We start from the raw sequence: 12716 nt of genomic DNA, 5'->3' as shown, positions 1-12716 counted from the left end.
TCCACCTGTTCGGCGGGACTGCTCGGTGCAGCGGCGCAACCAGAAGGTCGTCGAGATCGCGCCGGCGCCGAACCTCGACCCCGCGATCGCGCAGGCGCTGCACCGCGACGCCGTCGCCTTCGCCCGCTCGATCGGCTACGTGAACGCCGGCACGGTCGAGTTCCTCCTCGACACCGAGGGCGAGCGTGCGGGCCAGCACGTCTTCATCGAGATGAACCCGCGCATCCAGGTCGAGCACACCGTCACCGAAGAGGTCACGGACGTCGACCTGGTGCAGTCGCAGATGCGCATCGCCGCGGGGCAGACCCTCGCCGAGCTCGGCCTGACGCAGGACGCCGTCCGGGTGCACGGCGCCGCGCTGCAGACCCGCATCACGACCGAGGACCCGACGCAGGGCTTCCGTCCGGACACCGGGCGCATCACCACCTACCGCAGCCCGGGCGGCGCGGGCGTCCGGCTCGACGGCGGCACGGTCGCCACCGGCGCCCGGATCAGCCCGCACTTCGACTCGATGCTCGCGAAGATACCCTGCCGCGGGCGGGACTTCCCGGCGGCGGTCGCCCGGGCGAAGCGCGCCCTCGCCGAGTTCCGCATCCGTGGCGTGTCGACGAACATCCCGTTCCTGCAAGGCCGTCCTCGAGGACCCGGACTTCGCCCGCGGCGACGTGTCGACGAAGTTCATCGAGGAGCGTCCGCAGCTGTTCAGCGGCCACGTCTCGAAGGACCGCGGCACGAAGGTGCTCAACTGGCTCGCCGACGTCACGGTGAACAAGCCGAACGGCGAGCGACGCCCGCAGACGGTGGAGCCGAGCGACAAGCTGCCGGCGATCGACCTGACCACTCCGGTGCCGTCCGGGCAGCGCGACCTGCTGCGCGAGGTCGGCCCGGCTGCGTGGGCACGAGCCCTCCGCGCCCAGACCCCCCTCGCCATCACCGAGACGACGATGCGCGACGCCCACCAGTCGCTCCTGGCGACCCGGGTCCGGACGAAGGACCTCGTCGCCGTCGCGCCGTACGTCGCCCGGCTCACGCCGCAGCTGCTCAGCGCGGAGGCCTGGGGTGGTGCAACGTACGACGTCGCCCTCCGCTTCCTCGGCGAGGACCCGTCGAGCGCCTGGCGTCCCTGCGCGAGGCGATGCCGAACATCCCGATCCAGATGCTGCTGCGCGGTCGGAACACCGTCGGCTACACGCCGTACCCGACCGAGGTCACCGACGCCTTCGTCGACGAGGCGGCGCGGAGCGGGGTCGACGTGTTCCGCGTGTTCGACGCCCTGAACGACGTCAGCCAGCTCCGACCCGCGCTCGAGGCCGTGCTCGCGACCGGCACCGCCATCGCCGAGGGCGCGATCTGCTACACCGCCGACCTGCTCGACCCGGCGGAGGACCTCTACACGCTCGACTACTACCTCCGCCTGGCCGAGCAGATGGTCGAGGCCGGCGCCCACGTCATCGGCATCAAGGACGCCATGGCCGGGCTCCTCCGTGCCGGCGCGGCCGAGCGGCTCGTCACCGCGCTCCGCGAGCGAGTTCGACCAGCCGGTCCACGTGCACCCACGACACCGCCGGCGGGCAGCTCACGACCCTGCTGGCCGCCGCGCGTGCCGGTGCCGACGCGGTGGACGTCGCGGCCGCCCCGATGGCCGGCACGACGAGCCAGCCGAGCATGTCCGCCCTCGTCGCCGCCCTGGCGCACACCGAGCGCGACACCGGTCTCTCGCTGACCGCCGTCGGCGACCTCGAGCCCTACTGGGAGGCCGTCCGCCGCGCCTACGCCCCGTTCGAGTCCGGCCTGCCCGGTCCGACCGGTCGGGTGTACCAGCACGAGATCCCTGGCGGACAGCTGTCGAACCTCCGCCAGCAGGCGATCTCGCTCGGCCTCGGCGACCGCTTCGAGCAGGTCGAGGACTGGTACGCCGCAGCGAACCGGATCCTCGGCCGTCCGACCAAGGTCACGCCGTCCTCGAAGGTCGTCGGCGATCTCGCGCTGCAGCTCGCCGCCGTCGACGCCGACCCGGTCGACTTCGAGCAGAACCCGCAGAAGTACGACATCCCGGACTCCGTCGTCGGTTTCATGGCCGGCGAGCTCGGCGGCCTGCCCGGCGGCTGGCCCGAGCCCTTCCGGTCGAAGGTGCTCGAGGGCGGAACACCACCCCGACCATCACGCCCGTCCCCGACGACGAGCGGGCAAACCTCACGAAGACGGGCCCGGAACGGCAGCACGCCCTCAACCGTCTGCTCTTCCCGCAGCCGACGCAGCAGTTCGAGGCCCGTCCGCGAGCAGTACGGCGACCTGTCGGTCGTCCCGACCGTCGACTACCTGTACGGTCTGCGTCCCGGGCAGGAGCACACCGTGCCGCTCGGCAAGGGCGTGAACCTGTTCGTCGGGCTCGAGGCGATCGGCGAGGTTGACGACAAGGGCATCCGCACCGTCATGGCGACGATGAACGGGCAGCTCCGTCCGGTCTCCGTCCGTGACCGGTCGGTCGAGGATCGAGACGAAGGCCGCCGAGCGCGCGGACAAGTCCGACCCGAAGCACGTCCCGGCGCCGTTCTCCGGTGTCGTGACGCTCAAGGTCGCCGTCGGTGACGTCGTCGAGGCCGGGCAGGCCGTGGCGAGCATCGAGGCGATGAAGATGGAAGCGGCCATCACGGCACCCGTCGCGGGCACCGTCGGCCGTCTCGCGATCCCGGTGACCCAGCAAGTGGACGCCGGAGACCTCCTGGTGGTGCTGCAGTAACGTGACCGTCCGTCCCATCCGCCTGTTCGGCGACCCCGTCCTCCGTTCGCCCGCCGACCCGGTCCGACCCGAAGCCCTCGGGACCCCCGGATCCGCGACCTCGTGCAGGACCTGCTCGACACCGTCAAGGAGCCCGGCCGCGCCGGCGGCCGCACCCAGATCGGGGTCGGACTCCGCGCGTTCTCCTACAACGTCGACGGTGCGGTCGGCTACGTCATCAACCCCGAGATCGTCGAGGTCTCGGGGAGCCGGAACTCATGGACGAGGGCTGTCTCTCGGTCCCCGGCCTGGCGTACCCGACCCGCCGCCATCCCTTCGCGAAGGTGCGCGGCGTGGACGTCGACGGCGCCGAGGTCGTGCTCGAGGGCACCGGCCTGATGGCGGAGGCCTTGCAGCACGAGGTCGACCACCTCGACGGCACGGTGTACGTCATGACGCTCGACCCGGAGGTGCGTCGCCAGGCGCTCCGCGACATCCGCGAACAGGACTGGTTCCACTAGACGCCGGACCGACGGCGCGCGTCCACACAGCCCGGGCCCGTCGCCCGTCCACACGGCCCCGGCGCCCGGAGCCCGTCCACACGGCCCCGGGCCTATGCACGAACACAGTTCCGTTCGCGTGCCGTGAACCCCGCTGTGACACCCCTTCGTGGGATTGTCGCTTCGTCCTGACAAGGAGGTACCGTGCTCCTGTCGGCCTCCCACCGGCACCCTCCCACCGGCACCCCCCACCTCCCCAGGATCCCCGCATGACCAGTCAGAACGACGAGCTCAGCTCGCACCGCACCCGCACCAACCGTCGTCCCGCCGAAGCGCCCGTCGCGACCGCCTCGGTCGCCGTGCTCGACAGCCCCGCAGACGGAGCAGTCGGCGGAGGCCTGAGCGCACGGCGCGCGTCGCGGTGCGGACCCGACAGCGGGTCGCGCCCCGCGCGCGAGACTCGACGCGACTGGAGGCCCGGTGCCGGTCCCACGGACCGGCACCGGGCCTCCAGTGCGTCGCGTCTCGGGCCTACGCCCGGTTGCGTCGTCGGGTCTCGACCACGGGGGTGGCCGTGGTCTGCACCTTCGAGCCAGGAGTAGATATGCTCGACGTCGGCGGCGAAGTCCTTCATGACGACCGGTCGCTTGATCGTGAGCTTCGGCGTGAGGTGACCGGACGCCTCGGTGAGCTCGGTGTCGAGGATGGTGAACGACCGCACCGACTCGGCGCGTGAGACGCGCTGGTTCGCGGCGTCGATCGCCTCCTGCACGGCCTCGTGGACGCGCTCGTCGTACGCGGCCTCGTGGGCGGAGAGCGCCGGGGTGATGCCGCGCGCCTCGCACCAGCCGGGCAGCATCTCGCGGTCGAGCGTGACGAGGGCGGCGACGAACAGCTTGCCCTCGCCGACGACGACCACCTGGCCGATGACGGGGTGCTCGCGGATGCCGTCCTCGAGGGGCGCCGGAGCGACGTTCTTGCCGCTGGCGGTGACGATGAGCTCCTTGGCGCGACCGGTGACGGTGAGGATGCCGTCGCCGTCGAGCCGGCCGAGGTCGCCGGTGCGGAACCAGCCGTCGACGAGGGCCTTGCCGGTCGCCTCGTCGTTCCGCCAGTACCGGTCGAAGACGTCCACGCCGCGGATGAGGATCTCGCCGTCGTCGGCGATCCGGATCTCGATGCCAGGGAGCGCCCGGCCGACGCTGCCGATCCGCAGCTCGCCGGCGCGGTTGACCGTCGCCAGGGCCGTCGTCTCGGTGAGGCCGTAGCCCTCGAGGATGAGGACGCCGATCGAGCGGAAGAAGTGCGACAGCCGCGGGGAGAGCGGCGCCGAACCGCTGATGGCGTAGCGGACGTTGCCGCCGAGCGCGTCACGGAGCTTCGCGTAGACGAGCTTGTCGAACAGCCGGAACCGCAGCGCGAGGCCGAACGGCACCTTCCCCGTCGCCAGCGCCTCGGAGTGCGCGACGGCGGTGCGAGCGGCGGCGCGGAAGACCCGGCCGCTTGCCGCCGAGGTCCGCCTTCTGCTCCGCCGAGTTGTAGATCTTCTCGAAGACGCGCGGCACGGCGAGCAGGAAGGACGGCTTGAAGGTGGACACCGCACGCATGAGGTCCTTGGTGTCCGGCTCGTGGCCGACCAGGACGCCGGCGGAGACGCTCATCGCCGCGATGAAGCGGGCGAACACGTGGGCCATCAGGATGAAGAGGAGCGTGGAAGCGCCGTCGGCGACGACCTCGGGCATGGCCTCGGACGCGCCCTCGACCGTCGCGGTGAAGTTGTCGTGCCGGAGCACGCAGCCCTTCGGCCGGCCGGTCGTGCCGGAGGTGTAAATGATCGTCGCGTCGTCGTGGCCGTGCACGTCGGCGGTGCGGGCGGCGAGTTCGTCGTCGGTGACGTCCTCGCCGAGCCGGATGAGGTCGTCGAGCCCGCCGCCGTCGATCGTCCAGTGCTGCCCGAGGTGCGGCAGGTCGGGCGCGATGGAGGCCACACGGCGCGCGTGCTCCTCTTGTTCGACGACGATCGCCACGGCCTCGGAGTCGGACAGGATGTACCGGACCTGGTCGGGGGAGCTGGTCTCGTAGACCGGGATCGACACGAGGCCGGCGGTCCAGATCGCGAAGTCGACGAGCGTCCACTCGAGGCGGGTGCGGGACAGGATCGCGATGTGCGCGCCGGGTTCGAGCCCGGCGGCGACGAAGCCCTTCGCGATGCCGCGGACCCGTGCGAGGGTCTCGGCGGCGGTGATCGGTGTCCAGGTGTCGCCGTGGCGCTGGGCCAGGATCGGACGGTCCGGTGTCTTCCGCGCCCGGTCGGAGAGCAGTCGCGCGGCTGAGCCGTGGTCGGGTGCGGTGATCGGGGTTGGGTGCCGCTGATCGTTCACGGTGACTCCCTTGTCGGCCGGTTCGATTCGAGGGTCACCTCATCGTCGAGGTGACACCGCCAGCATAGGGGGAACGGCCGTGCGTTCCGTGTGGCCGTGCGGAACCGGTAGGCTCGATCCTCGTGCACGCCATCGGAATCGACATCGGGGGCACCAAGATCGCGGGTGCGGTCGTCACGGAACTGGGCGAGATCCTCGCCGAGGACCGGGTGGCCACCAACGCTGCGGACCCGGACGCCATGCTCGACGACGTGGTCGCGATGGTCTCGCGACTGCGCGCCGCCCACGACGTGCGCGCCGTCGGCGTCGCGGCCCCGGGCTTCATCGACGCCTCGCAGTCGATCGTCTACTACACGCCGAACATCCGGTGGCGGAACGAACCGCTGCGCCAGAAGCTCCAGCAGCGCATCGGCGACCTGCACATCACGGTCGACAACGACGCCAACGCGGCGGGCTGGGCGGAGTTCCGCTTCGGTGCCGGCCGGCTCGTGTCCGACATGACCATGCTCACGATCGGCACCGGCGTCGGTGGCGCGATCGTCACCGAGGACCGCCTCTTCCGCGGTGGCTTCGGCACCGGCGGCGAGATCGGGCACCTCCGCATCGTCCCGAACGGTCTGCCGTGCGGTTGCGGCGCGCGCGGCTGCATCGAGCAGTACGGCTCCGGCCGCGCCCTGCAGCGGATGGCGAACGACGTCGCGGACGCCGGCGGGATCGGTCAGGCACTCGCCGACGCCCGTGCGGCGAACGGCGGCGAGCTCGACGGCCACATCGTCGGCGACCTCATCCTCGCCGACGACCCGGGTGCCCTCCGCGGCGCTCCGGCGCCCTGGGCCGGCACCTCGGTGAGGCCTGCGTCGCTCTCGGCGGTGCTCGACCCGCAGCTCTTCGTGTTCGGTGGCGGCGTCGCGAGCGCGGGGAACCGGCTGCTCGACCCGATCAAGCAGGCGTACCTCAGCAACCTGCCGGCCCGCGGCTACCACCCGGAGCCGGACTTCGTGATCGCCGAGCTCGTCAACGACGCCGGCGTGGTCGGCGCGGCCGACCTCGCCCGGATCCACGCCCGCACGGCGCTAGGGTCGCCGCACCCACCGTCTAGGAGTCGACGATGACCTACTGGCTGCTGAAGAACTTCCTGCTCGGCCCGCTCATCCTCACCCTGTTCCGGCCGTGGGTGGTCGGACGCGAGTACGTCCCCGCGAAGGGGCCGGTGATCTTCGCGTCGAACCACATCTCCTTCATCGACTCGGTGATCCTGCCGGCGGTGCTCGACCGCCGGGTGTCCTTCCTGGCGAAGAGCGACTACTTTACCGGTCGCGGCCTCAAGGGATGGGCGACGAAGACGTTCTTCAACGCCATCGGCCAGCTTCCGATCGACCGCTCCGGCGGCAAGGCCTCCGAGGCCTCAAGCTCCGTGCCGGCCTGCAGGTCCTGGCCCGCGGCGAGCAGCTCGGCATCTACCCCGAGGGCACGCGCAGCCCGGACGGCAAGCTCTACCGCGGCCGGACCGGCATCGCGCGGATGATCCTCGAGGGCCGCGTCACGGTGATCCCGGTCGCCATGGTCGGCACCCGCGAAGTCCAGCAGATCGGGCAGCGGATCCCGAAGTTCAAGCGCGTCGGCGTCGTGTTCGGCAAGCCGCTCGACTTCTCCCGCTTCGAGGGTTTCGAGACCGACCGCTTCATCCTGCGCAGCGTCACGGACGAGGTCATGCACGAGCTCGCCGGGCTGAGCCGCCAGGAGTACATGGACGTCTACGCGACGAGCGTCAAGGAGCGCGCGAGCACCGCGCGGGAGCAGGTCATGCGGGGCAAGGTCACCGGAATGGCCGCGGTACCTCGGCACGTTAGGATTCGAAGGTCCTGGCGTCCGCCGGCACGACCCCGTGGACCCGTCCACGTGGCCTTCTCCACCAGAACACCGAGGTAACGCCCTTGTTCGAGTCGACCGACTTCGTCGCCCTGCAGGATCCGGACGTCATCGAGGGCCTCGACTACTGGCGGACGCTCCCGATCAAGCAGCAGCCCACGTGGCCGGACGCCGCCGCGGCCGAGGCCGCCTCGGCGGAGATCGCCACGCTGCCCCCGCTCGTGTTCGCGGGCGAGGTCGACAAGCTCCGCGACCGGCTCGCCGCCGCGGCGCAGGGCAAGGCGTTCCTGCTGCAGGGCGGTGACTGCGCCGAGACCTTCGCCGGCGCCACCGCCGACTCGATCCGCGACCGCGTGAAGACGATCCTGCAGATGGCCGTCGTGCTGACGTACGGCGCCTCGATGCCCGTCATCAAGATGGGCCGCATGGCGGGGCAGTTCGCCAAGCCGCGCTCCGAGCGACTTCGAGACCCGCGGCGACGTCACGCTGCCCGCCTACCGCGGCGACATCGTGAACGGCTACGACTTCGCGCGGAGTCCGCCAGGCCGACCCCCGTCGCCTGGTGCAGGGCCCACACGGCCGCGTCGACCCTGAACCTGGTCCGCGCCTTTACGCAGGGTAGCTTCGCCGACCTGCGCCAGGTCACCTCGTGGAACAAGGGCTTCGCGTCGAACCCGGCGAACGCCCGCTACGAGCACCTCGCGCAGGAGATCGACCGCGCGATCCGCTTCATGGACGCCTGCGGTGCGGACTTCGACGAGCTGAAGCACGTCGAGTTCTACGCCTCGCACGAGGGGCTGCTCATGGACTACGAGCGCCCGATGACCCGCATCGACTCCGCTCCGGGATGGCCTACGACACGTCCGGGCACTTCATCTGGATCGAGGACGCACCCGCGACCTCGACGGCGCCCACGTCGACTTCCTGTCCCGCGTGCGGAACCCGATCGGCGTGAAGCTCGGCCCGACCACGAGCGTCGACGACATGAAGGCGCTGGTCGACAAGCTCGACCCGAACCGCGAGCCGGGCCGACTGACGTTCATCACCCGCATGGGCGCCGGCAAGATCCGCGACGAGCTGCCCAAGCTGCTCGAGGCGATCAAGGGCATGGACGCGAACCCGCTGTGGGTGACCGACCCGATGCACGGCAACGATCTGACCACCCCGACCGGCTACAAGACGCGCCGCTTCGACGACGTCGTGGACGAGGTCCTCGGCTTCGCCGAGGCCCACCGCGAAGTCGGCACCTACCCGGGCGGCATGCACGTCGAGCTCACCGGCGACGACGTCACGGAGTACCTGGGCGGCTCGGAGCAGATCGACGAGGCGACCCTCGCGACCCGCTACGAGTCCCTGTGCGACCCGCGGCTGAACCACATGCAGTCGCTCGAGCTGGCGTTCCTCGTCGCCGAGGAGCTCGGCGCGCACCCGTACGTGCGCGCGTAGCGCCTACCAGCCCTCGCTCTCGCGAAAGCGACAGATCCCCGCGGGAATCCGCGGGGATCTGTCGCTCTGGTATCCGTGTCCGCGTGAGATCGCAGGACTGGCGCTTCGGCGCCCTGGACGCGACCGCCGCGGGCCTGGAGGCGCGTGGCGGCCCTGGCACCGCGCCTCCCGGCCGCCGCGCCGCCCGTGCGGAGGCTGCCCAGCTCACGAAAGCGACAGATGGCCCGGACGGTTCCGCGGCCGACTGTCGCTTCGGCGGCACTGTCGCTTTCGCGGACCAGGCCCGCCGCACGAACGCGCCTACTGTTCGTAGGCCAGCGTGATCGTGTCGCCGCGGTGCACCGTCGTGCCCGCCACCGGGTCCGTGGAGGACACCGGCAGGGACGACTTCCAGTCGTAGAAGCCGCAGAGGATGTTCGTGCAGTCGGGCACGACGACCTTCAGGCCGAGCGTGTCGAGCGTCGAGGTCGCCTCGTTGATGGTCTTGCCGTGCACGTCGGGCAGCGTGATCGGGGCCGGACCCTTGGACACGACGAGGTCGATCGCGGTGCCCTTGACCGCGGGGAGTCCTGCGGCTTCGCCGAGGATCTCGCCCTCGGGTACCTCGTCGCTGAACTGGCCGTCCTGGGCGCCGATGGCCAGTCCGACGGCGTCGAAGGCCTTCGTGGCCTCGTCGACGGTCCCGCCGACGACGTCGGGCCCCGGGCCGAGCGACACGGTGAGCGTGACCGGGCCGCTCACCGTACGTGCCGGCCTTGCCGAGGTCGATCGTGGCGCCGTCGGTCCCGAGGCCGTCGCCGCGATCACGGTGTCCTTCGCCGCGTCGGCGGAGAACTGGTACTGGTCGTCCTGCAACTGGAAGTCGTCGTCGAGCGCGGCGGTGACGGTGGAGAGCGGCTGGCCGACGATCGCGGGGAGGGCGATCATCTTCGGACCGTTCGGCCGCGACGATCTGCACCGCGGTGCCCTTGCGGACCTCGCGCTTCGCCGCGGGCTTCGTGGTGGACACCTGGCCCTTCGCGACGACCGCGTCGAAGCGGGTGGCGGTAGCCCTCGCGGTGTTCAGCCCCTGTGCCTCGAGCAGCTGGCGTGCCTGCGAGACGGACTTGCCGGCGACCTCGGGGATGCGGACGTTGCCCCACGGGCCCGGGCCGAGCGCCCACCCGATCGTGCCGCCCACGATCGCCAGGAAGAGCACGATCGCCAGGACGATCCAGCCGCGCTTCCGGCGCTTGGCGGACTTGTCGGCCAGGCGCTGGCCCGCGAGGCGACAGTGCTCCGGGCTGCGAGCCGGTGCGACGGGGACCGGGGACGTTCCGGCTGCACGCGGCCGTTCGGCTGCTGCCCCGACGAGGCGCTGTGCGGGCTCGAGGATCGTGGTGGCGTCACCGGAGTCTGCCGACGACGGCGCGGTGCCGCCGGCCGGGAGGATCGCGGTGGCGTTCTCGGGGCGCAGCACGGCGGTGCGGTACTGCCCCGTGGCGCGCTGCTGGTTGCCCGCCATGTGGTCGAGCATCTCGCGGGCGTCGCTCGGCCGGTCGTCGGGGTTCCGGGCGGTGGACCAGGCGACGAGGTCGTCGAGCTCGGACGGCACGCCGGACACCGCGGCGCTCGGCGCGGGCACGGAGTCGTTCGCGTGCTGGTAGGCGATCTGCATCGGCTGCTCGCCCTTGTAGGGCTGCTCGCCGGTGAGCATCTCGTAGAGCATGATGCCGAGCGCGTAGATGTCGCTGCGGGAGTCGGCGGCGCCACGGGTGACGAGCTCGGGGGACAGGTACGCGATCGTGCCGAGCAGGGCGGCGCCGGTGGCGGTGTTCGCCGTCGTGGCGCGAGCGAGGCCGAAGTCGCCGAGCTTGATCCGACCGTCGTCGGCGAGCAGGACGTTCTCCGGCTTGAGGTCGCGGTGCACGATGCCGGCGCGGTGGGCCGAGGCGAGCCCGGCGAGCACGGCGCGGAGGATGTCGGTCGCCTGCTCGGGCGTGAGCGCGTGGTGCTCCTGCAAGAGGTCCCGCAGCGTGATGCCGGGGATGTACTCCATGACGATGTAGGCGGTGTCGTCCTCGGCGCCCTGGTCGTACACGCCGACGAGGTTCGGGTGGGAGAGCCGGGCCGCCGATCGCGCCTCTTGGATGAAGCGCTCCCGGAACGCCTGGTCGTCCGCCAGGTGCCCGTGCATGATCTTGATCGCGACGCGTCACTCGAGTCGGACGTCGGTCGCGAGGTACACCATCGCCATGCCCCCGCGCGCGATGCGGGAGGCGTACGCGGTACCGGTGATCGATCATGCGACCGATCATCGGATCCGTGGCGGCGTTGGTGGTCATCGGCGGCATTCTACGAATCGGGACTGCACGGACCCGCACTGACGCACCGGTCGTGACCGAATCTCGATCTTGCGGATGACTCGGTTCCGCCGAGCGGCCATGGAGGAGAGCGACCGCCGAACAGTCGGGCAGACGAGGGACGGCCCAGCGGTCGGGCAGACGAGTGACGGCCGAGCGGTCGGGCTCAGAGCGACGCCAGCAGGCTCTTCGCGGTCGACTCCCACTGCGCGTACGCCTTCGGGTACGCGGACACCATGCACGGCCTGCGCCGCGGCGGTCACGTTCATCGAGGACCAGCCGGCCACGTCGAGCAGCCCGCGGGTCTTGCCCGGGTTGCCCGTGAAGAACAGCTTCGTCGCGGTCGCCGGGTCCGCCTGCAGCGCCGCAGCGGAGCCCCAGCCCTGGCTCAGGCGCTGCTGGAACAGCCCGACCGAATCGCGGTCGCCGTGGGACAGGTTGCGGAGGCTCGACTCCTGCATCGCCGCGGCCAGCGCGACGACGATCCCGTGGTCGGACACCCCGAGCGATCGGCCGACGGACACGATCGTGGCCGCGTTGCCCCGCTGTTCCGCGGAGAGCGAGGGGTCGGACGACGGCAGGACGAGGGTCTTGCCGGCGTAGATCGTGCTCGTGTAGCTGAGGCCGTTCGCCGACAGGAGCGACGACACGGACACCCCGTGCGCCGCGGCGATCGAGGCGATGGTGTCGCCGGTGCCGATCTTCACGCTGCCGGCCCGTGCGGTCGAGGCCGTTGCGCGGGTGCCACCGGAGGTCGACGGTGCAGCGGCCGGCGCAGGTGCGGCGGCGGAGCCCGCGGTCGGCACCCGGAGCGTCTGCCCGGGGTAGATCACCGAGCGCATCGAGAGCTTGTTCGCGCTGAGGAGCCGCCGTGGTGGATCACGCCGACGCGGGACGCGATGCCCGACACGGTGTCGCCCTGCTTGACGTGGTAGCTGCCCGTGCTCGAGGTCGAGCGCGTCGACGCGGCGCGGACGGCGGGCGTCGAGGCGAGGTGCAGCGTCTGGCCCGGGTGGATGATCGTGTTCCAGCCGAGACCGTTGCGCACCAGGACCTCCTGCGCGGAGAGCCCGAAGCGGGCGGCGATGCCCGACACGGTGTCACCCTGGCGCACGGTGTACGTGGTGGGGGCCTTCGACGTCGCGGCCACGGTCGTGGCGGTGGTCTGCGACGGGTGGGCGACGGCGGTGCCGAACACCGCGCGGCTGCCGACGTTCCGGTCGGCCACCGCGTGCTGTGCGACGGTCCGATCGACGGCACCCTGGTCGACGTGGCGCTTGTGGGCGCTGTCGTCCTCGTGGTGCGGCTCGGCGTGGGCGACCGGGCCGGTGAGGCCGGCGGTCACCGCGATCGTCCCCGCGAGGACGATGGGCATGGTGGCGAACCGGGCGGATCGTGCGCGCCGGGCGTCTTCGTCTGCAGCGTTGTCCACGGGTGTCTCCTGTCCCTTGCGGTGAGC

General features: G+C 71.4%; 6 protein-coding genes and 6 pseudogenes. 8 read left to right on the top strand and 4 right to left on the bottom strand.

From position 1 onward, the window contains the following. Positions 1-25: 25 nt before the first annotated feature. The 4 genes and pseudogenes from ACZ8AI_RS05330 (at position 26) to ACZ8AI_RS05315 (ending at position 3240) form a co-directional block, all read left to right on the top strand. Positions 26-1723 (top strand): ATP-binding protein, encoded by a 1698-nt coding sequence (locus ACZ8AI_RS05330; RefSeq protein WP_464857070.1) that lies wholly within the window; start codon positions 26-28, stop codon positions 1721-1723. Continuing rightward, entirely contained in the window at positions 1666-2589 is a 924-nt protein-coding gene (locus tag ACZ8AI_RS05325) for a hypothetical protein (protein WP_464857068.1), read from the top strand. The genes ACZ8AI_RS05330 and ACZ8AI_RS05325 overlap by 58 nt, the downstream gene beginning before the upstream one ends. After that, positions 2564-2740, top strand: coding sequence for a biotin/lipoyl-containing protein (locus tag ACZ8AI_RS05320; RefSeq protein WP_464857066.1), 177 nt, complete (start codon positions 2564-2566; stop codon positions 2738-2740). The genes ACZ8AI_RS05325 and ACZ8AI_RS05320 overlap by 26 nt, the downstream gene beginning before the upstream one ends. A gap of 1 nt (position 2741) precedes the next feature. Next, a pseudogene (locus ACZ8AI_RS05315) lies at positions 2742-3240 on the top strand (peptide deformylase). Between the two features lie 510 nt (positions 3241-3750). Here ACZ8AI_RS05315 and ACZ8AI_RS05310 read toward each other — a convergent pair. Then, a pseudogene (locus tag ACZ8AI_RS05310) lies at positions 3751-5600 on the bottom strand (AMP-dependent synthetase/ligase). A gap of 122 nt (positions 5601-5722) precedes the next feature. Between ACZ8AI_RS05310 and ACZ8AI_RS05305 the strand changes: the two are divergent. From ACZ8AI_RS05305 to ACZ8AI_RS05290, 4 genes and pseudogenes are all read left to right on the top strand, one after another. Next, a complete protein-coding gene (locus ACZ8AI_RS05305) occupies positions 5723-6712 on the top strand; it encodes an ROK family protein (protein ID WP_464857064.1) in 990 nt (329 codons plus the stop codon). Then, positions 6709-7394 (top strand): annotated as a pseudogene (locus tag ACZ8AI_RS05300) (lysophospholipid acyltransferase family protein); the annotation flags it as partial. The gene ACZ8AI_RS05305 and the pseudogene ACZ8AI_RS05300, both read left to right, overlap by 4 nt. Positions 7395-7534: 140 nt before the next feature. Continuing rightward, positions 7535-8257, top strand: a pseudogene (locus ACZ8AI_RS05295) (3-deoxy-7-phosphoheptulonate synthase); the annotation flags it as partial. 145 nt (positions 8258-8402) lie between these two features. Continuing rightward, positions 8403-8915, top strand: coding sequence for a 3-deoxy-7-phosphoheptulonate synthase (locus tag ACZ8AI_RS05290; protein WP_464857062.1), 513 nt, complete (start codon positions 8403-8405; stop codon positions 8913-8915). Between the two features lie 300 nt (positions 8916-9215). Here the strand turns inward: ACZ8AI_RS05290 and ACZ8AI_RS05285 are convergent, their stop codons facing one another. The 3 genes and pseudogenes from ACZ8AI_RS05285 to ACZ8AI_RS05275 form a co-directional block, all read right to left on the bottom strand. Beyond that, positions 9216-9842 (bottom strand): PASTA domain-containing protein, encoded by a 627-nt coding sequence (locus ACZ8AI_RS05285; RefSeq protein ID WP_464857060.1) that lies wholly within the window; start codon positions 9840-9842, stop codon positions 9216-9218. Positions 9843-9921: 79 nt separating this feature from the next. Further along, a pseudogene (locus ACZ8AI_RS05280) lies at positions 9922-11239 on the bottom strand (protein kinase domain-containing protein); the annotation flags it as partial. A gap of 184 nt (positions 11240-11423) precedes the next feature. Beyond that, positions 11424-12632: pseudogene (locus ACZ8AI_RS05275) on the bottom strand (LysM peptidoglycan-binding domain-containing protein). Positions 12633-12716: the final 84 nt, after the last annotated feature.

The organism is Curtobacterium sp. AC273, assembly GCF_979253735.1.
The sequence above is the reverse complement of the archived record's forward strand: the minus strand, read 5'-3'. Positions and strand labels throughout refer to the sequence as shown.

What these genes read in the sequence shown, in the direction of transcription:
- ACZ8AI_RS05325 (WP_464857068.1), top strand. Translation starts at nt 1,666, where the DNA reads ATGTCCGCCCTCGTCGCCGCCCTGGCGCACACCGAGCGCGACACCGGT.
- ACZ8AI_RS05285 (WP_464857060.1), bottom strand. Translation starts at nt 9,842, where the DNA reads ATGATCGCCCTCCCCGCGATCGTCGGCCAGCCGCTCTCCACCGTCACC.